The sequence below is a fragment of the Bhargavaea ginsengi genome (assembly GCF_900109165.1).
GTDB lineage: Bacteria > Bacillota > Bacilli > Bacillales_A > Planococcaceae > Bhargavaea > Bhargavaea ginsengi.
On record NZ_FNZF01000001.1, the window covers coordinates 643,752 to 667,854 of the forward strand.

25 protein-coding genes and 1 riboswitch are annotated in these 24,103 nt (G+C 54.3%); of the genes, 9 read left to right on the plus strand and 16 right to left on the minus strand.

What is annotated here, in order from left to right:
• Positions 1–19 precede the first annotated feature (19 nt).
• Positions 20–1,009 (plus strand): thermonuclease family protein, encoded by a 990-nt coding sequence (locus tag BMX91_RS03070; RefSeq protein WP_092049813.1) that lies wholly within the window; start codon positions 20–22, stop codon positions 1,007–1,009.
• Positions 1,010–1,257: 248 nt separating this feature from the next.
• Here the strand turns inward: BMX91_RS03070 and BMX91_RS03075 are convergent, their stop codons facing one another.
• The gene (locus tag BMX91_RS03075; protein ID WP_092049816.1) at positions 1,258–2,628 is read right to left on the minus strand and encodes a YecA family protein; all 1,371 of its coding nucleotides are present in this window, start codon (positions 2,626–2,628) and stop codon (positions 1,258–1,260) included.
• 131 nt (positions 2,629–2,759) lie between these two features.
• On the opposite strand from BMX91_RS03075, the gene BMX91_RS15680 reads away from it, so the two are divergent.
• A complete protein-coding gene (locus tag BMX91_RS15680) occupies positions 2,760–2,921 on the plus strand; it encodes a hypothetical protein (RefSeq protein WP_177168240.1) in 162 nt (53 codons plus the stop codon).
• A 44-nt stretch (positions 2,922–2,965) separates the two neighbouring features.
• Here the strand turns inward: BMX91_RS15680 and BMX91_RS03080 are convergent, their stop codons facing one another.
• Genes BMX91_RS03080 through BMX91_RS03095 form a run of 4 tightly spaced genes read right to left on the minus strand, consistent with a single transcriptional unit; the run spans position 2,966 to position 9,334 of the window.
• Positions 2,966–6,121 carry a hypothetical protein gene (locus BMX91_RS03080; RefSeq protein WP_092049819.1) on the minus strand — a complete coding sequence of 1,052 codons (3,156 nt, stop codon included), beginning with the start codon at positions 6,119–6,121 and terminating at the stop codon, positions 2,966–2,968.
• The gene (locus BMX91_RS03085) at positions 6,118–7,539 is read right to left on the minus strand and encodes a glycosyltransferase family 2 protein (RefSeq protein ID WP_245744216.1); all 1,422 of its coding nucleotides are present in this window, start codon (positions 7,537–7,539) and stop codon (positions 6,118–6,120) included. Before BMX91_RS03085 ends, BMX91_RS03080 begins: the two co-directional genes overlap by 4 nt.
• Complete coding sequence (locus BMX91_RS03090) at positions 7,527–8,525, minus strand: HEAT repeat domain-containing protein (RefSeq protein WP_092049822.1); 999 nt, start codon at positions 8,523–8,525, stop codon at positions 7,527–7,529. Before BMX91_RS03090 ends, BMX91_RS03085 begins: the two co-directional genes overlap by 13 nt.
• Positions 8,525–9,334, minus strand: a complete 810-nt coding sequence (locus BMX91_RS03095) for a response regulator transcription factor (RefSeq protein WP_092049825.1) — start codon at positions 9,332–9,334, stop codon at positions 8,525–8,527. Before BMX91_RS03095 ends, BMX91_RS03090 begins: the two co-directional genes overlap by 1 nt.
• Before the next feature lie 141 nt (positions 9,335–9,475).
• Between BMX91_RS03095 and BMX91_RS15685 the strand changes: the two genes are divergently transcribed.
• Genes BMX91_RS15685 through BMX91_RS15690 form a run of 3 tightly spaced genes read left to right on the plus strand, consistent with a single transcriptional unit; the run spans position 9,476 to position 10,022 of the window.
• Positions 9,476–9,646 (plus strand): hypothetical protein, encoded by a 171-nt coding sequence (locus tag BMX91_RS15685; protein ID WP_177168241.1) that lies wholly within the window; start codon positions 9,476–9,478, stop codon positions 9,644–9,646.
• 38 nt (positions 9,647–9,684) lie between these two features.
• Positions 9,685–9,873, plus strand: a complete 189-nt coding sequence (locus BMX91_RS03100; protein ID WP_092049828.1) for a hypothetical protein — start codon at positions 9,685–9,687, stop codon at positions 9,871–9,873.
• A complete protein-coding gene (locus BMX91_RS15690; RefSeq protein ID WP_177168242.1) occupies positions 9,873–10,022 on the plus strand; it encodes a hypothetical protein in 150 nt (49 codons plus the stop codon). Before BMX91_RS03100 ends, BMX91_RS15690 begins: the two co-directional genes overlap by 1 nt.
• Positions 10,023–10,051: 29 nt before the next feature.
• On the opposite strand, the gene BMX91_RS03105 is transcribed toward BMX91_RS15690, so the two are convergent.
• The 3 genes from BMX91_RS03105 to BMX91_RS03115 form a co-directional block, all read right to left on the minus strand.
• Positions 10,052–11,242 carry a M20 metallopeptidase family protein gene (locus tag BMX91_RS03105; RefSeq protein ID WP_092050756.1) on the minus strand — a complete coding sequence of 397 codons (1,191 nt, stop codon included), beginning with the start codon at positions 11,240–11,242 and terminating at the stop codon, positions 10,052–10,054.
• A gap of 117 nt (positions 11,243–11,359) precedes the next feature.
• Positions 11,360–11,596: a hypothetical protein gene (locus BMX91_RS03110; RefSeq protein ID WP_092049831.1), complete on the minus strand. Its 237-nt coding sequence runs from the start codon at positions 11,594–11,596 to the stop codon at positions 11,360–11,362.
• Positions 11,597–11,692: 96 nt separating this feature from the next.
• Complete coding sequence (locus BMX91_RS03115; RefSeq protein WP_092049834.1) at positions 11,693–12,238, minus strand: competence protein ComK; 546 nt, start codon at positions 12,236–12,238, stop codon at positions 11,693–11,695.
• 638 nt (positions 12,239–12,876) lie between these two features.
• Positions 12,877–12,982, plus strand: a riboswitch (TPP riboswitch).
• Between the two features lie 95 nt (positions 12,983–13,077).
• Here BMX91_RS03115 and BMX91_RS03120 point away from each other — a divergent pair.
• Genes BMX91_RS03120 through BMX91_RS03135 form a run of 4 tightly spaced genes read left to right on the plus strand, consistent with a single transcriptional unit; the run spans position 13,078 to position 16,410 of the window.
• Entirely contained in the window at positions 13,078–13,668 is a 591-nt protein-coding gene (locus BMX91_RS03120; protein ID WP_092049837.1) for a YkoF family thiamine/hydroxymethylpyrimidine-binding protein, read from the plus strand.
• A 1-nt stretch (position 13,669) separates the two neighbouring features.
• On the plus strand, positions 13,670–14,251 hold the full coding sequence (locus BMX91_RS03125) for an ECF transporter S component (RefSeq protein WP_092049840.1): 582 nt from the start codon (positions 13,670–13,672) through the stop codon (positions 14,249–14,251).
• Complete coding sequence (locus BMX91_RS03130; protein WP_092049843.1) at positions 14,244–15,671, plus strand: ABC transporter ATP-binding protein; 1,428 nt, start codon at positions 14,244–14,246, stop codon at positions 15,669–15,671. Before BMX91_RS03125 ends, BMX91_RS03130 begins: the two co-directional genes overlap by 8 nt.
• Positions 15,652–16,410 (plus strand): energy-coupling factor transporter transmembrane component T family protein, encoded by a 759-nt coding sequence (locus BMX91_RS03135; RefSeq protein WP_092049846.1) that lies wholly within the window; start codon positions 15,652–15,654, stop codon positions 16,408–16,410. The genes BMX91_RS03130 and BMX91_RS03135 overlap by 20 nt, the downstream gene beginning before the upstream one ends.
• 176 nt (positions 16,411–16,586) lie before the next feature.
• Here BMX91_RS03135 and BMX91_RS03140 read toward each other — a convergent pair whose 3' ends face one another.
• From BMX91_RS03140 to BMX91_RS03175, 8 genes are all read right to left on the minus strand, one after another.
• Positions 16,587–17,315 carry a DUF421 domain-containing protein gene (locus BMX91_RS03140; RefSeq protein WP_092049849.1) on the minus strand — a complete coding sequence of 243 codons (729 nt, stop codon included), beginning with the start codon at positions 17,313–17,315 and terminating at the stop codon, positions 16,587–16,589.
• 141 nt (positions 17,316–17,456) lie between these two features.
• Positions 17,457–18,071, minus strand: coding sequence for a PH domain-containing protein (locus tag BMX91_RS03145; protein WP_092049852.1), 615 nt, complete (start codon positions 18,069–18,071; stop codon positions 17,457–17,459).
• A gap of 120 nt (positions 18,072–18,191) precedes the next feature.
• On the minus strand, positions 18,192–19,313 hold the full coding sequence (locus BMX91_RS03150; protein ID WP_092049854.1) for an NAD(P)/FAD-dependent oxidoreductase: 1,122 nt from the start codon (positions 19,311–19,313) through the stop codon (positions 18,192–18,194).
• A gap of 240 nt (positions 19,314–19,553) precedes the next feature.
• A complete protein-coding gene (locus BMX91_RS03155; protein ID WP_092049856.1) occupies positions 19,554–20,456 on the minus strand; it encodes a hydroxymethylglutaryl-CoA lyase in 903 nt (300 codons plus the stop codon).
• Entirely contained in the window at positions 20,443–21,069 is a 627-nt protein-coding gene (locus BMX91_RS03160) for a flavin reductase family protein (protein ID WP_092049858.1), read from the minus strand. Before BMX91_RS03160 ends, BMX91_RS03155 begins: the two co-directional genes overlap by 14 nt.
• On the minus strand, positions 21,059–22,306 hold the full coding sequence (locus BMX91_RS03165) for an MFS transporter (protein ID WP_092049861.1): 1,248 nt from the start codon (positions 22,304–22,306) through the stop codon (positions 21,059–21,061). The genes BMX91_RS03160 and BMX91_RS03165 overlap by 11 nt, the downstream gene beginning before the upstream one ends.
• Before the next feature lie 12 nt (positions 22,307–22,318).
• A complete protein-coding gene (locus BMX91_RS03170; RefSeq protein ID WP_092049863.1) occupies positions 22,319–23,833 on the minus strand; it encodes a sodium:solute symporter family protein in 1,515 nt (504 codons plus the stop codon).
• On the minus strand, positions 23,830–24,093 hold the full coding sequence (locus tag BMX91_RS03175) for a hypothetical protein (RefSeq protein ID WP_092049865.1): 264 nt from the start codon (positions 24,091–24,093) through the stop codon (positions 23,830–23,832). The genes BMX91_RS03170 and BMX91_RS03175 overlap by 4 nt, the downstream gene beginning before the upstream one ends.
• Positions 24,094–24,103: the final 10 nt, after the last annotated feature.

The window sequence follows — 24,103 nt, forward strand, 5'->3', positions numbered from 1 at the left end:
GAAAGAAGGCAAGCACCCCATGGGTTTACGTTTTAGAAAACGGGTGAAGTACCACTCCAAAGCCGCTCCGGCAATCCTCCTGATCGGTCTGGCCCTATTCCTCACCGGCTGTGGCGAAACGGTCACAGATGAAGATGTTATGGAAGAAGAGACGGAGCAGGTCCAAACGGAAGAATCGTCTGAGCCGGAAAAGAAACCTGAGGAAACTGCTCCGGCGAACGATGAGACCCCGGAGAAAACCGCTCAGGCCAAACCGGAAGAACAGGCGGCAAAAGAAGAAACGGAGCCTGCCAAGAAACCGACCGAAACCGGCGGAACCACGGCCCATATACCGGTCGAACTCGTCAAGACGATCGACGGCGACACAATCAAGATCCGCTACAATGGGCAAGAAGAAAATGTCCGCTACCTCTTGATCGATACGCCGGAAACGAGCCACCCCCGCCTCGGCAAGCAGCCGTTCGGCGAACAGGCGAAGGAGCGCAACCGCGAGCTTGTGAACAGCGGCGAACTCTCCATTGAATTCGACATCGGCGACCGGACCGACAAGTACGGCCGGTTGCTCGCCTATGTGTATGTAAACGGCAAGAGCGTCCAGGAGACTCTGTTGCGGGAAGGCCTTGCCCGCGTCGGCTACGTCTATCCGCCGAGCACACGCCACCTGACGCCGTTTGAAGCCGCCGAAGCGGAAGCCAAAGCGAAGAAAGTCGGCATCTGGTCGATCGAAGACTACGCCACCGACTCCGGATTTGATACGGAAGCTTCCGGCCAGCAAAGCGCTGCTGCGAATGCACCCGCTTCAACAAGCGGTACCTCTTCCGGCGGGGGCGGGACATCCGGCGGGACAAACTATGACGGTGACCCGAACGCCCAAAGCGGCACGACCACGGAATGGTTCAAAAACTGCACAGAACTCCGCACGAAATACCCGGACGGCGTCCCAGCCGGACACCCGGCCTACCAGTCGAAGATGGACCGGGACAAAGACAACTACGCGTGCGAAAGATGACATAAGAAATCCCCAGCGGGCTTTGCGCCTGCTGGGGATTTCTTATGGGTGGCGGGATTGGCATCGTGAGTGGCGAGAACCGGCAGTTGAGTGGCGAGATTGAACGTTCGAGTGGCGAGATTCACCTGTCGGACGGGCGGCTTCGGCGAGTGTTACACGACTGCCCCCGAGTGTTACGCATCGGCACTTGAGTGTTACACAACCGGCCCCGAGTGTTACGCACCGACAGTTTCACACACTATCTCCTCTCACTTCTTCCAGCAGCACTTCTTATACTTCTTCCCGCTACCGCATGGACACGGGTCATTCCGTCCGACTTTATCGGAAACAACGGGCTGGCCGGCTCCGGCAGACCCTGCAGCTCCGCCCGACAGCACCTTCAGTCCACCGCTTCCTCTAATCTCGTTCGGCGTGTGTCCGCGGTTTTCCCACATCCGGGTCGCGTTCACCATATCGAAGAACAGGCCGATCAGTTCATTTGCCTGCTTGTCGTCATCAAATACAATGCCTTCATCGTCCAGCAGCAGACCCATCGCCTGTGCGGGCGGTGTATTCGACGCAGCGAGGTACTGGGCATAGTCGACCCAGTTGCTGGCGCGTGTTTCCTCACCGCGGAACAGCTTCCGCTCCGCGAACCTTTGGAACTTCTCCAATTCCGGTGTGACTTCATAATGGTCGGCATCCACATACAGCATCAGTTCTTCTTTCTCCGGCACATAATACGGCTTGCCGTTCGCCTGCTTCGAGTAATAGTCGAACCGCTCGGGGTCCTGCAAATCTTCTTGGATAAATCGGTCGCCCTTCACATGGACAAATCCGCGGTCGAGCCACTCGGCAGCGGACGGGTCCTTCAGTACCGCCGCAAAGTCCGAGTCCGCAAGTGCCGTCCCGTTTTGCTGATTAAACACTTCCCGCACCTTCGTGACCGGCGCGATTCCCCAAAGGTGAGTCAGCGCCAGGATGTAGTCGACTTTCCCCTGAACACCTTCATCCAGTTCCGGCCGAGGCATGCCGAGAAGGATTTCTTCTCCCGTCTCATACGGTGTATGGCCGCGGTGTGACCAGCTGCGGACGTGATTGTACATATGGGCGGAGTAGCGCATCAGGTCTTCAAAGTCGTCCGGATCCATCTGCCCAAAATAATCTCCGGCCCGGAGAACCGAGATCAGGTTCTGTAACGCATCTCCCTCTGCCCGATTCGCAGCGGACTGGATCCATCCCTGTAGCTCTGCTACCTCCTCATCATCAAACAAAAGACGCTGACTCACGAATTTCTCCAACGCCCGGGCCTGCGCCGTCTTTTCAATATAGTTGTCGTCCCGGTACCGGAGCAGCTCCTCCGCCTCCGGTACATAAAACGGCTTTCCTTTCGTCGCCTCAAGATACAGCTCCGCTTCGTCTTCCTGCATCACGGTATCGTGGGCCAGGAATTCCGGTTCAGCCCATACGAACATCCGGTCCATGTCTTCTTCGGACTCCCGGGCCAGCTGCCTCACCTCTTCCGCGCTTACCCGGTCTCCCGTCTGTTCCGTATAGATTTCCGCCACCTTTTCGTAGGGAACCATCCCGTATAAATGTGTCGTCGAAGCGATATAGTCCATCAGTTGCTGCCTGTCCATCCGTTAGACACCCCTTCCGTCCATTCCAAGTCCCTCCATTATAACGTGAAAGAGCGGAACGACTTCAATCATTCCCTCTCCACCGTTTCTATGAGAAAATGGAAAAAACCCCGAACGGAAGGTGAAGCTCCATGGACAAACTTAATAAAACCGGCGCATCCGCCATTCTTCTCGGCGTGCTGCTCGGCCTTTTGATTGGAACAGCTATGGACAGCTTCGCCGTCGGTGCCGGAATCGCGATTATCTTTTCAATCGTGTTCAGGAAAAGTGAAGAAGAGGATGAGGAAGATTAATCGTCCACAAGAAAGCCGGCCACAGCGGCCGGCTTTCTGCTTCCTCATTGATCATGAAACACTTTTTTGATGATTTCGTACGACTGCTTAAGCCGTTCCTCCGACTCCGGCAGATTCCAGTTATCCCAGGTATACCCTTTGAACGGGCCGATCTTTCCTGAATCAGCCTCCGGCAGTGAATCGACAACTCCGCCGTCTTCTCCGACCATCAGTACCCCTAGGCCGATCTGGTCGATGATGACACTGGCCGATTCCCCGTCTTCCGCAAGATTCCCCATGAACTCTTTCATGCTCGGATCCTTTGACTGAAGAAGCAGCCAGGGAAGACGCAGTTCGATCACGCCCTCCCCTACATAATAATCGGAAAGGGAATCATATTCCTTCGATTCCGGATTGCTGTTCCCTTCACGAAGTTTCCCTGTCTCGTAAACAGTGAATGGGATAGTCCGATCTTCATTTGCAACGTAATATTCTTTGTTGAGCGCGTATTCGATCGGGATAAACCGGCCGCTGTCATTTACCCGATCAATATCCGGGATCATGCCAAGTTTCTTTCCATACAGATAGTGGTGGAAATCATAGTACGGATCGATCAGGAGCTGGGATTCCTCGCCATTCAGATTAGCGATGAACTCCATGCCTTCTAAAAATGCCGCACCCTCCACTCCAGCAATTGTTGTGTTCCCCTGCTCCGGCACTGTATCCAAGAGAACGACCGGATGCCCTCCTTCTCCGAGTTGTGCATCAAGCCGCACATACAAATACCGCTCATCGTGGTCGACATACACCGCCCGAATCGGACCATCCTCTTTTCGATACAACGGTTCCCCGCTCCAGTCGGATACCTCCCCATCGACGTTCACCTTTAGCCGGTCAAAGCTGAGGATACCGAACTGCTGCTCGTTCGTCTGGGCATTCGACCAGAATGGCCGTCTATCAGGATTGTCGTAGTCCATCGTATTCCACGTGCGTTTGAACCACTCATCCTGCCAGGTAAAGATCAGGCCACCCATCATGCCTTCCTGAATAATATCTTCATAAAGGTGTTGCAGTACTTCCCCCTGCTGCCTCTCCGACATAAATCCTTGATTCCAGCCGAACGGATTTTCATGGGTCATCCCTCTCGATGCCGGGATGCCGAACTCGGCGATCAGGACAGGCATACGATGCGCTTCGTGCAGTTCCTTTAGGTAGGCGGCATAGTTATTCGGCTCACCCCTGTGGTCACGGAATTCCAGATAGCGCCGCTCATAGTTCAGAAAGTCCGGATAGTACGGGTAGACATGATAAGACGCGAACATGCCGGCTTTTTCCATCACGCCCTTCGTGTATATCAGATTCGGATCAACCGGGACAAGGTCCTCCTGCTCAGCGGATTCTGCAGGGTGATCCATCAGATCTGTTGTGACCCAGTTTGTAAAGCTCATCGCCCGAAGCGCTCCGTATTCCTTATATTCATAGGCCGTCATCCATTCCATCTGCTCCGCAAGCCAGAATTCAAATGGCCTCGCGCCTTCCGTCCGATAATAATCCCCATCGAAATCACCGATTCCGGCATGTTTGTCGTTTGTCTCTTGGACCATGTACGGATACCATTCAACCCCGATCATCCATGCGCTGACCCACTCCGAGATGTCAGCGTCATAATAACCGGACGCATGACCCGGTCGGTGAGGCAGGTCGGCGTTACCATGGACAACATCGACAATCCGATGAATCTCCTCACGAAAGTCAGTCAGATTCTCCTCTTCGAATGCATCCAGCGACTCCACCAGTTTTTCCTCGTTGATCCAGACGCCATGCATCACGTAAAGCGGGTTGTCATGCGACTCGTTGTATGCCTTCAAGGCGCGATAAAAGCCTGGCGGGTGGAGTGTGTATACACGTATGGTGTTGGCATTCATGTCACCGATCATTTCAAACCATCGGTAATATTCTTCCTCGGTGATGGCCGCCTCTCCCGGAAAATGGCCAGGCTTGCCCATGCCGATGTTAACGCCCTTCACCGTCATCGGCGCCCATTCTCCATCCGAGAACACCTCCAACCGGTCTCCGGACATTCTTGATATATGATCCGGTTCATCTTTCGTCCCTTTTTCAGCAATCCGCTCTTCTTCGTCAAACCCTTCCAGAAGCGCGCTCATCATGGGCACATAGGCCGACCAGTAAAACGCATCATCCGAAAATGCATTCAATACACGGTACACGCTGGGCAAGCCTATCATCTGATAGAACGTGGGCACTTTCGGAACATCGTTGTAATCACCGGCGAAGTACAATGTCCTCGCTTCTCCGGATTGTTTTCCGATCACTGCCGCGAACGTTGCCGGGATTCCCTGCTCCTCCAAAACTTCACGGCCCTCATCGGTCAGCCCCCAATCATACTCTGCCAAGGCCACGCCGCCCTCTTCGGGGACCACGATATCAAACCAGTAATCGTATCGGGTACTGCGGTCAATGCCAAAGCGTTCCTTCCCTTCTTCCGTAAAGGCCAGGCGGATGCCCTCACCGGTCAGATGTTTCTCGCGCTCCAGCACAACAATCGAGCTATCGAGATCATTCACAAGCAAAAAACCGGGTCCGGAATAGTTCCACTCCCCGGCCATATCATCAACGGCCCGTTGCGGAATTTCCTCGTTTTCACGGTAGTCCAGCTCGTCAAAAAACCTGCCGGTCCATCCATCCCAGCCGACCCCGAGCGTACGCATCACCTTCTCACGCACCTCGGATTCCGTTGGGGAAGCGAATGTATTGTATTCGGCGATCAGGAGAACCGGATCATCAGTCCGTAACCTTTCTTCAATTGCTGACCATTCATCAGCCTGAAGTCCTCCATAAACCTTTTCAGAGCGGGCACCTTTTCTCTCTGTCCCCAAATCCTCCTCGTACACCCCATATGTATCCGCCAGATAAATCAAGTCTGTATCACTGTAGTCCTCCGGCAGCGGATCTTCCTGTTTTTGAACCGGATCGAACCCCGAATAATCGGTCGCGTAGGCGTAGTCCTCGCCCCCGGATTTCCGGATTTTCAAGTGGTTCAGCACCCAGTTGAGTCCGAGGTGCTCCCGGTACGTTTCATCCGGCACTGTCTTATCAATCACAGTGACAGAAAGGGGACGGCTGTCCTTCATAAACCAGAGTAGGACCGGCAGGATCAGAACGATCAGTACCCCTGCGACAATCAGATAAAACTTCTTCATTCAGACATCCCCTTTGTTGCACCGACCCGTTCCATGTCGCCCCAGGAGCGGATGCGGAACATGGAACGGACAAGACCCTCAACCCGCCAGAACAGGGTCAGCGGCTTGTACCAGACCACTTCTGTAAGCGACAAGGCCATCATTCGCAGCACATCCCGCCTTTTCGGAAAGGCATTCAGGCTCCAGGACTCAAGCAACACCGAACCGACCGAGAACACCGTTCCATACAAGATGAACAGTAGCATGAGCAACACCGCGTATTCATAATAGATTCCGCCCATGAAAAACGCAGTGATGACGTATAGATAACCACCCAACTCGATCATTGGCCCCAGGCATTCGACGAACCAGAAATACGGAAACGACAGCATTCCGACCGTTCCGTACTTCGGATTCAGCGTCATCTTTTTGTGCTGCCAAAGACTTTCCAGGAGACCCTGATGCCAGCGCCTCCGTTGCCTGCGGAGGACGCTGAGTGTCTGCGGCGCTTCCGTCCAGCACACCGGATCCGGAACAAATTCCACCTGGGCGTCTTCTTTTCTTTCTTTGATGAGCCGCTGGATTTTCACGACCATCTCCATGTCTTCACCAATCGTCTCAGTGTTATAGCCACCGGTTTCAATCGCGTATTTTTTCGAGAATACGCTGAAAGCACCGGAAATGATCAGCACCATGTTCAGCCGGCTCAGCGCAATCCGGCCCATCAGGAATGCCCGCAAATACTCCACGATCTGCATGACGACAAGCGGTCGCCCGGACATGCGGATCTCCGAAACGACACCGTGGTCAACCGCCATGCCATTCACAATCCTCACATTCCCGCCGGCCGCGACCACCTTGCCTCCCGATGTCATGATCGGCTTCATGACCCGGATCAGGGAATTCACATCCAAGATGGAATCACCGTCGATGGTGCAGAAATAAGGGAAGCGCGCATAGTTGATGCCGACATTCAATGCGTCTCCCTTGCCGCCGTTCTCCTTACGGATCAGCCAGAGGTTCGGATGGATCCGGGAGCGATAAAGCTCGGTTACCCTTGCCGTAGAGATTTGTGGATTCACAGGTTTTTCCGCCAGGACCATATCAAAACGCCGGATGACTGCGGCAGCCGTCCCGTCTGTTGAACCGTCATCAATAACTAGCAACTCTGTCTGCGGATAATTCAGGTTGAGGAGCGAGTGGATACTCCCGACCACTCCGGCCTCCTCGTTATAGGCCGGAACAAGGATCGAAACCGGTTTGGAATAAAAAGCCTGGATAAACCGGTCATCCGACTCTCTTCGGTCCAGCCGGCGCTGCCGCCTGAGGTCGGTGAACGCGAACAGGAACATCGCGCTGTACGTCGCGATGACCACCAGCATATAAATGAAAATCAGCCCGCCGAAAAGCTTCATGATGAATTCAATCACCGTCTCCACCCGGATACCTCCTCTCCATCATTTTGATCGGCAGTCTTCGCGCCATAGATTTTTTTCGAAAGTGTCAAGATTTCCTGACGGACAAGCCATGACGGATCTTCCTTGAGCTGCTCAGCAAATACGGCCGCCTCTCCGGGATGAAGCCGGTGAAGCATTCTCCCCGCCAGAAAACGTTCTTCCCAGACAGTCGAGTTAATCGCCTGCTTCAATATCCGATTCGGAGTCCTGATTCCCAATGCATCGATTGCCCGCAGTGCCCGGATACGGGTCTCGTCATCCGGGCTATCCAGCAGTCCTTCAAGGAATGGCAGTTTAGCGAGGTCCTGCCGCATGCCAAGCACTTCGATGAGCGCGTAGCGGAACACCGGCTCCAGATCCGGAAAGCGTTTTCCCGCCTGCTCAAACAGGTGGTCCGGCATTAGGAAAAACAGCTGACGGGCCTCATATTCCGTCAGTTTCCCAAGATGTCTTTCTGTCCGTTCCAAGAAGAGGTCAGGTTCAAACTGCAACTCGATCATCAGCAACTGGAAGGTTTCTTCGGCGGACAGCTTTTTGCGATCCAGTTTCCTTAAGTCCTCAAGCAAATTGCTGATCTTAAAATCTTCTATCCGGTATAGTGCGTTCATCCGAGTGCTCCAATCCCGGCTTCTCAGCTTTCTTTTATAGAAGTACGCCAAGTAGGTCTCCGCAAACCCACGAATCCGGCCGTTGATCTCCGGATCGGATAAATTCTTCATATAGGAACGGAATATCTCCTCGACCGCCATCCGTTCTGCCTCATTTTCGGGCACCAAAGATGCATCCGCTTCTTCAAGTCCGCGAAGCACCCGGTACCACTTGATCCGATTCCGCTCCACATAAGCCACTGCGGCCTCCTGTTTCCTGTCTTCGACCCACCGTGCGGCAAACAGATAGATCGTGAGCACCGCCAAGAGTGACAGCATGGCCACCACAGCCCAGAAAACCACCGTGATCGGTACCGCCATCATGACCACAGCCTCGCAAAAAGACGTTTTACCTGTGCCTCAAACAGCCGGAGGTTAAATGGTTTCGTCAGGTAGCCGTCCGCTCCGCTCTCATAGCCATAGGTCATGTCCTCCTCGGATTGCCGCCTGGTCATCATCAGAATGATGAACTTCTCATCATTCGGCATGGCGCGAAGTGTGTGCAGGACATCAAGCCCGTTCTGTCTCGGGAGGAGGTCGTTCATAACAACCAGGTGGGGATGCGCGGAACGTGCCCATCCTGACTCAAGGAACGACTGCCCGTCTTTGAATGTACGGATATCCAGTCGGACATTCGGGACTTCCAGTTGACCCAGTGCCGTCCCCAGGACTTCTCGGAATAAGTCGTCTGGGTCTAGAACAGTTACTTTCACCTCTTCGGGCAGGCGCTTGAACTCCGGGTCAACGACTATTGATACCTGCTCCTCTTTGCCGGCAACGGTCCGCATCTTTTCCAGTGCAGCTTTCAGTTCCACGTCCGGATGCACGACTTCCATAACCGCCGCCTTAATCTCTCCAACTTCCCGGAACAGGCGGTTGAGGAAGCCTTTTGCCTCGGATGCTCCGCTCATCGGCAAAAGAAGGCCCCATTCCCCAGGAATATCCGTCCGGAACAGCAGATCGGTTGTACGGGCGAGCTGCTTCAGCTGCACAGCTGTCCTGTCCTCTGCCTCCTCCGGTATCAGCAGAACAACCGTCATCGTACGCCGATTGCGTACAACATTTGCCTTCAATAGATTGAATATGTATAAAAGCCTGGTTCCCTCAAGGACTTCCGACGCGACCGGCATAGTGAGCGCTCCTTTCCAATCTTCTCCTTCTATATTAATACTCTATTTCCCAGCAATGTCCATACAAGAATCATATACACTGAAAATTCCGAAACTTAATTACCGTTCAAACCGTATAACCGGGTAAGGGAGTGAGCGTAAATGGAAGAAAAGTCTAAGAGGTCATTTAACTGGGCCGGTATTCCCATTGGACTCATGCTCGGAATATCCACAGGAATCGCACTGGACAGCTGGGCACTCGGACTCTCTTTCGCCATCACCTATTCTGTGATTTTCTCCGCAGCTTTTAACGCGAATAATAAGCAACATTAAATCGGAGAGTTGCTCTCCGCCAATAGGAGTGAACCAATATGGGAGAAAAACTGAGAAGCACGTTCAATGGTTCAGGAATTGCCATCGGATCTGTATACGCCGTTGTCTTTGGCATGCTGTTCGAGAATATCGCCATGGGCATTTCACTCGGCCTCGTCTTCTCGATCATCTTCAGCGGCGTCTTTGATGAAGATAAAAGGAAAGAACGAAATCAGTGTGGCAGCTGATGGGAGAAAAAAGGAAGGCCGATGACAATTGGACTTGGCTCACGATGGGAATGTGCATCGGGCTGCTCACCGATGTCCTGTTCGACACCATGCCGTTCGGTATCCTTGCCGGATTCGCATTCGCCCTGATTTTCGCTCCGAAACCGTAAAAAGCCGGCCCCAGCGGCCGGCTTTCTTATTAATGAACCCCGTTCAGATAATCAATCGCAAATCCGCTCATGGCGGTGATCCCTGTAGGAATCGCGCGCTCATCAAAGACGATGCCCGGGTTGTGGAGCGGCAGGTGAGTCCGGCTGTCTTCATCGTCCCTCGTGCCGAGGCGGAACAGCATGCCGGGAATATGTTCAAGATAATAGGCGAAGTCCTCGCTGCCCGTTGAAGGCACTTTAAGATAATCGATATTCTCTTCGCCGATCCGGTCTTTTAGCGATTGTTCCAGCAATCCGGTCAGGTGCGGGTCATTGATGACCGGCGGACAGCCGGCTCCCTTGAAGTCAACATCCGCTTCAGCGTTTGAGGCGGCGGCAACGTGGTGCGCAATTTCAGCCATCCGCTTTTTGATGTAGTCGCGGGTGGTCTGATTCAGAGTCCGGACCGTTCCGGAGATGTTCACTTTTGTGGCGATGACGTTGTTTGCCGTGCCCCCGTCGATCTGCCCTGCGGTGATGACGGCCGGTTCGAACGGCGACAGGTTCCGTGAAATGATGCGCTGGAACATATCCACGACGTCCCCTGCAACGGGAATCGGGTCGACACTTTTCTCCGGATGGGCACCGTGTCCGCCCGTGCCCGTCACCGTCACGTGGAATGTGTCGTTCGCCGAAGTCATCGGGCCCGGCCGGATTCCAATCTTCCCGGCATCCGTCGATGGCCACGTATGGAGGCACACTGCATGGTCCGGCTTCGGATTCTCGAGCACCCCTGCCTCGATCAACTCTGTCGCGCCGCCTGCCCGCTCTTCGGACGGCTGGAAGACGAACTTGATTGTTCCTTTCCATTCATTCCGCGTACGCTCGAGCACTTTTGCGGCACCGATCAGCACAGTCGTATGGACGTCATGGCCGCAGGCGTGCATGACATTGGGTTTTTCCGACTTGAACTCGACACCTGATTCTTCATCAATCGGCAGCGCGTCAAGGTCCGCCCTCAGCATCAGTACCGGCCCTTCGCCGGCTTTCCCGTGCATCAGCCCGACTGCACCTGTCTCCAGTCCCAGCTCCTGCCACTCGATTGACGTGTCTTTCAGCTGTTCCTTTACAAATTGGGTCGTCTCGTATTCCTCATGGCTCAGCTCCGGATGCGCATGGATATGCCTGCGGATCCGGATCATTTCATCCTTTATCTCCTCAACGATTTCTTGAATCTCCATCGAATCCTCCATTCAGTAATTAGGTTTGGATCAAATCTCCCGATACCCTTCTATTACCCGCATCCGGCAGGAGGTATGTATGACAAACAGCGGGGGATCGCTCTCCCGCTCAAATGATCACTTTTCCGATGGGCCTGGTGATAGCCGACGGTACACCCATTCCAGGATCCCGTCACCCCGCATGCGCTTTGAAGCCGCGGCCCGGAGTGTGTGGAGCACTTCCTTCTCGCCAAAATCACTGATCAGCTCAAGCAGGCGTTCATAAGCAAACAGATCCAGCGGGGCGATTCTCGCATCATAGAAAAGAAGAATTTCATTTACCGGATCGATCCGGTGCAGATGCTGCTGTTCCATCCCGTCCGCTCCCTTCGCAATCTTTCTATTTATATAGGCAGCCGGGTTCGGATGGATACAGTAAAGCCCCTGCTCATCTTTAAGCAGGGGCCGGGTTCAGTTGTCTTCAAAGTTCCGCTGTCCGTCCCGTTTGACGAGATGATAGCGTTTTTTCGGTTCACGGATCAGGAGCAACCGGATGTCGCGTCGTTCAACGAGCTGATACTTAAAACGCAGCGCTTTCTGGAATTGGTTATGGAAGCTAAACCGGCTGACGGGCAGTGTGACGGTGTGACCGTTCGTGAGTGTCACGCACGTTTTCCCCTTTTCCACCGCTTCATAGCGATCGATGTGGTGCAAGGCAAACCATGTACAATCTTCCCTCGACGGCGAAGTGGTCGGGAAAAGGATGATTGTCTCCTCCCCCTCGATCCGGACGGGCGTATTATGCGTTCTCGACAGGATGTAATTGGCGCCGTCCCGCGCTCCGCGGAAACTGGTTCCCTGTGTCTTCAGCGTACGGTCTATCAACTGAGTCGGGCTGGCCCCGACTGTGATATACTCCTCCGGCAGCAGCACCTTGGCGTGCAGGTCCCCAAAAGTGTCGTACTCCGGAACAATTCCCATGGTCTCCTCTCCTATCAAGAACATCGCTGTTCTCATGCCCCCATCCCCTTTGATCTGATTTTTCCCTGCTGTCTCTCCAGGAAATTAACTACTGTGGTGCACCATTTAAGTGCAACCATTCACCCTCTCCTCACCTCGCACCTCTCAACTAAGAAAAAGGAACCAGACTGACAAGGAAGCAAATGACCCAGAGAAATCCAAATCATTGGAATAAATGAGTGATGATTCCCTTTCTGATTCTATTATAGATAAATCGGCCAATAAAAGTCTATCTATTTTGACAATTTAAGATAAGAATTGCTGAATATTGTCGTTGAGCGCGCTTTCCGGGAAAGCTAAAAACCTAAAAGAAGTTCGCCGCACCATCAACAACCTTCTCCCACTTCGCGCTAGGATGGATGATCTCGGAGATTCTGTGCCGCTCCCCCTTTGGCACCTTCTTGGTTTCATACAGCGACTTGGCCCCGACAAACGTGACGGTGACCAGACATTTCCCTCATTTCCGGAGTGCGGCTTCCCTTGAAACAATCCTTCAAGCATTGAGACCCCTATCATTACCTACAGAAGCATGAAGAAATCTGCACAACTGAATCTCAGCCTCCTTTACATCCTCCGCACCTTCCTCTACACTGGAGGCATCGGGGCAACCCGGGACACAACAAACTGCATACCGTCAATTGCACTGGGGGTGCCCGTTACGGGCTGAGATGAGAGCGTTGCTCCGATCCCTTAGGACTCGATCAGGTTAGGACCTGCGTGAGGAAGTGCGGCGAGTTTCATGGCGCCCTTCTGTAACTGGGCATGTTCTGAAATTACGGCTGCATCTTCACGGGTGCAGCTTTTTTGTGTTCATTTTCAGAAGGGGGAATTTAGAAATGGAAGAATTGCAATGTGGAATGAGTCCGATCGTTGGGTTCCGGTTTACGCTCAATCCGATGACGGATGATTTTGTTGCCGTAATTAAAGGGGCTCTAGAGGAGGTCGACACGTCCGCAGTATGGATGCACACGGATGACGTGTCGACGGTCATCCGCGGAAAGCAGGTGCATGTGTTCAACGTGGCGAAGGCGCTGGCCCTCCATGCAGCGAAAACCGGCGTGCACGTGGCGCTGAACGGGACGTTTTCGGCGGGCTGCCCGGGAGACACCGCGGGAGATGCGTACCTGGACAAGCCGGACGAGCCGCTGAACAACGACAAGACCAAGCAATATGTATCGTCGCAATTTGCACTGTATCCGATGAACAACCCGGATTACATGTCGGTCATTTACCGCGAAGTGGAACGCGCGAAAGAGCGCGGCGTGTTCAATGAGTCGATGCATTACTCGAGCGGGATTCACGGGGATATCCATGACGTGTTCGACTTCTATGAGGAGACGTTCACCCATGCCCGCTCCGAAGAGCACCGCCACCTCGTGATGACCGTCTCGATGAGCATCAACAGCCCGTCCCACGGAGGGAAATGACATGTTGAAGTCATGGAAACTAAAAGAGATCGTGCTCATGTCCCTGTTCGGGGTAGTATTCGGCATTGTTTATCTCGTTGCCATCCACTTCGGCAACATCTGGGCCGGCCTGATCGGGCCGATCGCCTATGAGTGGATGTTCGGCATCTGGTTTATCGTGTCGATCCTGTCAATGGCAATCATCCGCAAGCCCGGTGCTGCGGTGTTGCCGGAGTCGATAGCCGCAATCATTGAAGTCATGCTCGGCAACGCGGTCGGCCCCCGCCTTATTTTGTCAGGCGTCATCCAGGGGCTCGGAGCGGAAGCAGCATTTGCCGCAACCCGCTACCGCCACTTTAATCTGGCGGTCATGATGCTCGCGGGCGCGGGCGCTGCCGTGTTCAGTTTCGTATACGGCTACTTTGTCTCGGGCTATGCGGCGCTCGACCCGTCGTTCGTGCTTCTCATGTTCACGCTGCGCATGCTGAGCGGCGCCATCATTGCAGGAATAGGCGGCAAGTACCTCGCCGACGGACTGCTGGCAACTGGCGCGCTCCGCGGTTACGCCATTTCCCGACCGAAACAGGGTGGGGCCGGTGCATGATCCGATTCTTGCGCTTGAGGATGCCTCATTCCGTTTTCCTGATGACCCGGACAACACGTTGAACGGCTTGACGTTCGATATCCACCGAGGCGAGCGGGTCGTCATCAGCGGGCCGAGCGGCTGCGGCAAAAGCACCCTGCTTTACCTGCTGAACCGGTTGTATCCGCTGAACTGTGATGGGATTGTCGAGGGTGACATCTGGCTGTTCGGGAAAAGTTCGGATGACTATCGCCCAGGGGAGATCAACCGGCTGATTGCGACCGTCTTCCAGGATCCGGACTCCCAGTTCTGCATGACGACCGTCGAGGAGGAGCTCGCCTTCACGATGGAGAACTTGCGGGTTCCCCGTGCTGACATGGAGCGACGGATTGTGAACGTGCTCGATCAGACCGGACTCGCGGACTTCCGCCATTCGGTCATCCAGTCCCTGTCCGGCGGCCAGAAGCAGCGTGTTGCCACTGCCTGTGCACTTGTGGCAGAGCCGGAGGTCCTCCTTCTGGACGAACCGCTCTCCCACCTCGACCCGCTGACCGCCCGGAATTTCGTCCGGTGGTTGGACAGCCTTCAAAAGCAGACCGGCCTGACGATTGTCGCGGTGGAACACCGGCTTGATCTGTGGGAGGGATTCTTTGAAAGGGAGATTGCACTCGGCTCGGAAGGCCGGCTTCTTGCGGACGAGCCGGCCGTCCCAAAAGCTCCGGTTGTTTTCCCAAAACGCGCCTCCGGCATCACCGGCAGGCCTGCCCTATCTGTATCGGACCTGTCGGTTGAAATCAGCGGGAAACAGCTGCTTGCTCCGCTTTCATTTGATGTGGGTGAAGGCGAAATCACCGTCATCGCGGGTCCGAACGGGAGCGGAAAATCAACTCTCGCCAAGGCACTCTGCGGCATCTATAAACACTCCGGTACCGTCCGGTCGCCCGGCACCGGATACGTTCCCCAGTCACCCGAATTCCTGTTTCTGACGAATTCCGTCCGGGATGAACTTGCTTTCTCGGGCTTGGCCTCGACAGAAACACAGGACAATCTCGCAAATCGGCTGAAGCTCAGGCCTATTTGGGACGCCCATCCGTTCTCGGTCAGCCACGGCCAGAAGCGCCGAGTCGCAATCGGTGCCATGCTCGCCGACAACCGCCCGGTCATCATCATGGACGAGCCGACATCCGGGCAAGACGCTGCGGGCTTACAGGAACTGTTTTCCCTCATCGACGAACGCTCCCAGGAAGGCATCACATTTCTGATCATCACCCATGACATGGAATTCGCCGCGGCTGTCGCAGATTCGATTCTCTTGGTTAATGAAGGACGCCTGACCGGAAAATTCAAAGCGAAGGATGTGTGGGCGGATTCTTCACTGCTGGGCGCACACCATCTCCTCCCGCCGAAAGGAGCGGACCGCCGTGAGCCGGCTTTTGCATGACATGAACCCGTCAGTGAAGTTCATCATCGTGACTGTCTCCATGCTCACGTTGGCCTTTTTCTTCAACCCGTGGACACCGCTCCTGTTCTGGCTCGGGATCCTGGCCCTGCAGGTAACGATGAGCCGGATCAACTGGAAGCTGTGGGCACTCATGATGCTACCCTTCACGCTCGGCGCCGTCGGATACCTGTGGACGACACTCGTGTTCGGAGCGGACACCGGCGGTGAGGTCATCGGCTCTTTCGCCGGTATCCAAGTCACCGACGAGCAATGGGCCCATGCCTGGTCACTGACTTTCCGGGTTATGGCCTTCTCGACGCTGTCGCTGCTGTTTGCCTTCACCACGAATCCGGTCACCTTCGTCATGAGCCTCATGCAACAACTCAAGATCTCGCCGAAGATCGCCTATGGCACGATGGTCGGCTACCAGTTCCTGCCCGTATTGAAAGACGAACTCACCCAGATCCGGCAGGCCCAGCGCCTGCGCGGTGTCGGGCAAGACCGGCACTGGTGGCACCGGATTGCCGGCACGAGACGCCTCCTGATCCCGATGCTCGCCGGAGCCGTCCGGAAAGCCGAACGAACCGCCTTCGCGATGGAAGCTAGAGGGTTCACCGGGGAACGGCGTGAAGAATTCTACCGGCCCGTGAAAGTGAGCGGCCTTGACTATGTATTGGCAGGCGTGTTTCTGGTGGTGCTCGCAGCGAGCTGTGCCGGCGGCCTGGTCTTGGGGAATTAACTAAATGAAGCAAGCATCCGGCAATGGGTTGCCGGATGCTTTTTTGATTGCCCTATAAGAATTCGGTCCTAAATTAGAGCCCACATAGATTTCTATGTGCGCTTTCGGCAGTTCTATGAGCGCTCAGGCCATTCCTATGTGCGCTTATCGAGCTTCTATGTGCGCTTCTTCTAGTTCTATGTGCGGTTACCCTTTGGTTGTCTGCCTCCGACAAACACTTTCACCATCCCGCTCCGTTCCACCGTCGCAAGCAGGACATCCTGCAATTGCACATAGTGCTCTTCTTTCAGGACGGACAACAACCTGGTTTCATCCTTTCCCTTTGACAGGAGCGCTTGTCGGTCGATCTTTCCTTCCCTCACAACGACAACCGGCAGGTCAAACGGCTCAGGCATCATATCAAAGTCCTGGCGGGTCGGCCCCTGGTATTGCGGACTTTCAAAAAATGAAATTGTGCCGTCTGGCTCCCATAGCGCCAAAGACAGCTTCTGGATATCCTCAATTTTCGCCTTCCGCGCCTCAGAAAGCAGATAATCGATGGTGATTCGGGCTTTTTTCAAGTTCGGATAAACAAGTTGCCCTCTTTCCACGAGCGGGAGCGGCCGGGGCAGAACGAATTTTCGAATGCTCCCTGATTTCAGAACGGCGAAAACACTCGCAGAATACAGGACAGCAAGTGCAACCATGGTGATCATCGATCCTTTTAGGCCGAGCCCTTCATCAGAAAGCGGGTGCGCAATGATATTCCCGATCGTAATGGCAACTGCAAAATCCAGCAGGCTCAGCTGTGATATCGACCGCTGGCCCATCGCCTTGACCACGATCAGCAGGAAGATATAGGAGACGATTGCCCGCAGAATCCACTGCATGGCGGTCAGCGTTTCCTGAGCATGAAAGAACTCCACCGGCCCCGCCCCTCTCGGCTGTTTTCAGCCAGTGTGCCCAAGAGGAGCAGAGGTTTACACCTGCATACCGAGCGCGCATAGATTTCTATGCGCGCGGTCCCGTCAAAAAAGAGAAAGCGCAGCCACGCCTTCTCCCATCCATCAGTTATTGATGTACTTCTCAAACACCGCTCCGAAATCTTTCTCATGATACTTGGCACGCGCCTGCTGCATCCAGTTGAATCCGAATTCGGTCAGCTTTTCGTATTGTTCGGAAAGCTGAACATCCGAAGGCCGCGCGTTGTGGAGCACCTGGACAGCGCGGTCAAGGCTTTGAGTGGCCATGTCCATCTGGATGCTGTTTTCGTGCGTCACTTCAGCGATATAGACAAGCGCCTTGTACAGGTCTTTCAGCTGATCCAGCTGTTTCTTGTCGACATCGATGCTGTAGGCCTGGTTGCCCAGCGTGAACTTGATCTCTACATCAAGATCGACTTTCCCGGCAGTCTCCAGCGCAACATCCGCGAATTTGTATTGCGAGTACGCATAGCGCTTAAGCGTCCGCTTGGAAGACACGGCAGTGTCTCCGTCCACATGGATGAACGCAATGTTCGTGAAGCAGTACTCGTCCGCTTTCGTCTTGATCAGGAAATAGATTTTCTCGTTGTCCTCGTGACGGATGTAATCATCGGCGTCCGTCTTGTCATAATCCTCAGGTCCGATGATTTTCCCGATATCCGACAGGCCCAGCGCGTCGGAAGCGATTTTCTTCAGCATGGTGCAGCCCCTCTTCCTCATATAAATTCACTTTCAGTATAACATCTCACAATTAGATATCCCGACAAAAAAGGAGCGTGCAGGTTGAACCGCCCTCACGCTCTCTCCATGAATTCCTCATCAATTCACCGCCGCACCCCTTAACGGATGATAGGCACTTAAATCCATCCCTGTCTCCTCCCCCATAGCAAGGCAGGACGCCAGATAGCCGACATAAGGCCCCATCGTGAGACCCGATGGCCCCAGCCCCGTCGCGATAGTGACATGGCCGAGTTCCTCCAGTTTTCCGAGCAGCGGAAGAGAATCCTCGCCCATCGGCCGGAAGCCGATCCGGACTTCTCTCAGCGTTCCAGATGAGAGTCCCGGTGCAATCCGGAGCGCTTCACCCGTGACTTCATGCACCCCTCCGACTGTCTGCCGGTAATCGAATCCCGAGCCGGTCTCCCTTGTTGCCCCCGCCACTACCCGTGAATCATCAAACGCCAGCATATAGTGGCTGCTCTGCGGCAAGACGACCGGCCAATCGGAAGTATCTTTACCCGCCATATCGATATGAAGAATCTGTCCCCGCTGCGGCTGCACGTTCACCCGGACACCGAGCGGTTCAAGAAGTTCCGGCACCCATGCGCCAGCGGTCACGATCACTTGGTCAGCATCGATGATCTCGTCACCGGCGGCCACGCCTGTCACCTTGCCTCCGTCCGAAATGAGACTCGCTCTCCCTTCCACAATCCGCGCGCCATTCTTGCCGGCCGCCCTCACCATCGCCTCGCGCAGCAGCCGTCCGTCGATCCTGGCCGCGCCGGAGACAAAAACAGATTCAAGTTCTTCATTTAATGGAGGGAACCTGCGACGGGTTTCCTGGGCGTCGAGCCGCTGGACTTCTCCCAATTCAGGTGCATCCGCCTTCTTGGCCCGGACTGCTTCTTCGATCTGGTCGAGCTTCTCAGGACGGTCACTCACACAAAGCGCGCCAACCCGCTTGTAACTTGTCCGGTGCTCCCCGTCCTCTTTCAGACGGCGGATCAGTTCGGGATAAAACTTCGCCCCTTCTTTCGCCAGCCTATACCAATCCGGGTCGTCCGAATGGGAAGCCCATGGACAGATAATCCCTGCTCCCGCCAGCGTCGCTTTCCCCTTCTGTTCCTTGTCGATCAGAATCACTTCTGCATCCGCCCGCCTGCTCAGATGATAGGCGGCACTTGCGCCGACGATACCCGCTCCGATAATGGCAACTTTCATTGTGTCCCTCCTAAGTTCTAATTTTCAGTATATTTTAGGTGAGCGACTTCTTCAACAGAACCAAACAGGTGAAATACACAGGTGGTTTCAAGTGATTACCTCGGCCAAGCGAGTGGTTACGAATGAAAACCACCGCTTATAAATGCAGTGGCTTCCTCAGATAAATCTTCGATTCTAACTGTATTCACTCTTTCTCTTTTTAGCAATGCGCATTTACTCTCTTAACTCTCAGCAACGACCTCAAACCGTATGCACTGTCTTCGCCGGACCCGCCTTCATGACCTGCCCCGGGAGTTCATATCCCAGAATCTCCTGCATTCTTCCGGCTGTGCCGATCAGCCCTTCCAGATCGGCACCTGTTTCCACATCCATCAGCTCGAGCATATGGGCGACATCGTCCAACGCGACATTGCCGCTTGCTCCCGGAGCAAACGGGCAGCCGCCGATTCCGCCGAGCGCGGCATCAAAGTGCCGGATGCCTTCCTGGTAGCCCGCGATCAGATTCGCGAGGCCCATGCCCCGAGTATTATGCAGATGCAGGGCAAAGCGCTGTTCCGGGAAGCGTGCGGAAAGTGTACGGACAAATTCCGTCACCTGTTTGGGATTGGCCATGCCCGTCGTGTCACAGAGTGTGATCTGAGACAGACCCATATCGGCGACCTTTTCGATCACTGCCTGCACTTTGTCGACAGGGTACAGCCCTTCAAATGGGCAGCCGAATGTCGTCCCGAGACTCAGGACGATACGTTCAGGGGAAAACACGCCTGTGATTTCATTCAGCTGGCCCAAAGATTCCTCCACGGTCCTGCGCACATTTTTCTGGTTGTGCGTTTCGCTGATCGACAGAACAAAGTTAATCTTGTCCGCTCCGGCTTCGCGAGCCAGCTCCGCGCCTTTCAGGTTGGGCACAAGGACGATAATTTCTGCATCCCCGCGGTTAATGCGTGCCAGCACTTCCTTGGCATCCTTTAATTGAGGCACCGCCTTCGGTGAAACGAATGAAGTCGCTTCAAGTCGCTTGACTCCTGATGCGAGGATTCCGTTCAGGATTTCCACTTTCCTGTCGGTCGGAATCCATTCCTTCTCCATCTGGAACCCATCCCGTCCGGTCACATCAGTCAGCACGGCTTCAGGATTTGCCATTCAGCACGCCCCCTTTCACTTTCGGCAATTTATAAAACTCTTTCATCTCCGCATAGCCGCCCGCAAGCCGGCCAAGCGGATTCAGCCGGTCGAGGTCCACTTTATACGGCTCCACATAGTACTCTTCCTGTATATGATAATTCACGACTTTTCCGAGAATCAGATGATCCGACCCGAGATCGGTGATCCGGTCCAACTCAAGCTCAAACGAGATTGGAGCCTCGCCCACCCTAGGTACACCGGTCACTGTATCGAGCACGCCAGTCAGCCCCGCCATTTCGAATTCATCCACTTCGGGCGCATGATTTAGTGATGTCTCATGCATCGCTTCCCCAAGGTCAGCGCCAAGGATATTAATCACATACTTCGACGTATCCCGTATATTCCGGAGCGTGTCTTTTACGGTCCCTTTTCTTTCCCCTACTCCGGGTCCGATCGAAATACAAAGCATCGGCGGTTTTCTCGATGCCACCGTGAAGAAACTGAAAGGGGCCAGGTTCCGGTTCCCATCCGTATCAATGGTAGATACCCAGGCGATGGGTCTAGGCACCACTGCTCCAGTCATCAGTTTGTAAGCGTCTTTTGTTTCGAGCGTTCGCAAATCAATCTGCATGGGCTGCCTCCTTAGGTCTTTGTTGTTTTTCTATTCCCGATGCCAGCTTCAGTGAAATCAGCACCAACATCAACAGAGCCAGCAGGAACCACCAGGCGTACTGGAAGGAATGGCTGATATCCACCATCATCCCGAACAGGGGCGGAACAAAAAGTACGCCACATGACCCGATGGTAAGAGTAAACCCTGTCGACAATCCGACACGTTCCTTTGGTACCACTTCAGTTGCACTGTTCATCCAGATTCCGTTATAGCCTGCTATGCAGAAACCGAGCACTGCGGCAATAACGGCCAGTACATAGTAAGGTGTTCCCGCCGGCAAAATGCTGATCAGGGTGATGAATACCGCTGAAATCAGCGTGACCAGGATCAGGATGATGATCCGCCTGGACTGGAACAGGGTGTCACTGATGATGCCCCACCCGATCCGGCCAAGCGAACCGGCCACCTCTGATATGACCAACAAGCCGGCCGCGGCGGTCAGGCTGATGCCGATAAATTCATGACTATAAATGACCAGATACGTATTGAAGGTCATCTGGATTCCGGTCAGTCCCATTGCGGCGAGACTGATCAGCAGAAGGGGACGGTTTTTCGCGACATCCGATAAGCCCGAAAACAGGTTCTTCCAACCGCGTTCCTTCGCGGATACCCGGCCAATTCCCGCTGGCTCCTTATAGAAAAAGGATGCCAGCAAGCCTCCGGTAATCAGCAGGACAGCCGAAGTCAGGATTGAAATTTTCCATCCGTATGCCTCACCGAGCGGCAACAGGATAATCGCTGCAAGAGCGGAACCGAAAGTCACACCCATCTGTTTGATCCCCATCGCGATTCCCCGCTTCTCCGGAAACCAGAAGAAAATCCCCTTGTTCGCTGTCGGATGCATTGCCCCGTATCCCAGTCCTGCCACGGTGATGCACAATAGCACAAATCCGAAATATGGCAGCAGGGACATGGCGACAAACGCTCCGGTTACGCAGGTTGCCACCAGGATGAGCATCGTTCTCGAAGAAACCGTGTCTGACAAATAGCCGGATGGAATGGCAATCATCGCCTGCCCGAGAAAGAGGGCAGCCGTCAGCATGCCGATCTGCGAGTTGGTCAGGTTCAGGTCATATCCGATCAATATACTGAGTGGCGCAATGCTGCGCCCCGCAAATGCCACTAATATCTGCACAACAAGCAACCACAGCAACATCGTCCACGATTGCCTTAACACAATAGAATGGGATCCCATCCCTTCATCTCCTTAGTTCTGGGTCGGCATCCTTGTAAGAGCCGGTGCCGCCACTTCCTCATCATCTTCTTCAGCTGAAGGGACGAGGATGGAGCCGACGACCGCAACGAGGAAGTTCAGTGCCAGCCCGATGACTCCGCCATGGATTCCCATGACCGTTTTATGGCCTGTCCATGTCATCAGTCCGGCGACGACCGCACCGAGAAGCATTCCCCAAAACACCGGCTTCGCGGCCATCTTCTTCCAGTAAATGCCGAGCACAAATGCCGGGAACACCTGCACGAGCAGCTCGAACTTCAGAACGAAGATTTCATACAGGGTGCCCGGAGGATTCCAGGCAATCCAGAGAAGAAGCGAGATCACGACAACGCCTGCGATTTTTCCGACCATCAGTTTCTTCTTTTCAGGTGCAGTCGGATTGATATATTTTCCGTACAAATCGTTCGAGACGATCGAAGAGAAGCTGAGAAGGACCGAGTCTGCAGTGGAGATGATTGCCGCGACGATGGCACCGAAGAAGATAATCATGACCCAGTAGAAGAATCCGTTGATTCCGGCAATTTCATTAGCCAGAAGTCCGACCAGCTGCTCAGACCCCGCTGTGTCCAGACCCGGAATAACGACGATTCCGATCAGGCCGATGAACAGGACGAGACCCGTCGTGATCGGCGGCATCCACGCCATGCGGGCAAACGACCTTTTCAGTGTCCGCTCGCTTTTCGAAGCGAATATCCGCTGGACAGCATGCGGATAGATGGCAGCTCCGAACCCGACCAGAAGCAGCATGCTGAACCAGTTGATTGATGTGGTGAGGTCCGGCACACCGACAAGACCCGGATCAACGTTCGCGATGCTTTCGGTGATCGTCCCGATTTTTCCTCCCGCCAGATAAATGGCACCGATCAGGAAGATAACAACCCCGACCATGAGGACAACCCCCTGCATGACATCGGTAAAGGCGACAGCACGCATGCCACCCATCCACTCATAGGCCAGCATGACAAGGATGAATCCGACAACTGCCACCTGGTAAGGAATTGTGCCGCCAGTCAGGCTGGTGACTGCATGGCCGATCGCGACCAGTTGTTCCAAGAGATAGTTGCCCAGTCCCCAAAGCATAAGGAAAATCGCCAGGATCGTGACCCGCTTCGATTTGAAGCGATGGCTCAGCCAGTCGGAAGGCGTGATGAAGTTATACTTTTTGCCCAGTACATACATCCTCGGTGCAAAGAGAAGGTAGATCCCGATGATGATGGTCATAAAGGAAATCGACTGCAGCCAGGTCAACCCGGTCCGGTAAGCCGACGGCGCATATCCGACAATCGTGTTTCCGCTGTACTGTGTGGCATATAGAGTGAAGAACAGCGCGATAATCCCGAGGTTCCGGCCGGCAAGATAGTAATTGCTGAGACTGTTATTGACCGTTTTATCAGAACGCCCGGCGAACCAGCCGATCGCAAGCATGATGACCGCATAGGCGACGAGGATGATGACCCCGTCCAGGCCCGCAAACTTGAGTTCTGTCATTCTGCCGCTCCCCCTTCCCGCTGCTCCTGCTCTTCTTCATCTTCTACAAGGTTCCACTGCGTCATCGTGACCCAATACAGGTAACCGCTCAGGACAAGTGATGCAACCAGGATGATCAATGCCCAGTATGGCAATCCGAACACCAAAGGATAGATGTCCCCCACCGGAAAATACCACGGAACATTTGCCAGAACGATCAGCACCAGTCCGATCCAGATCCACTTTTTCCGGATCGGCTCTTTGATAGATTTGGAATTCATATACTCTCTC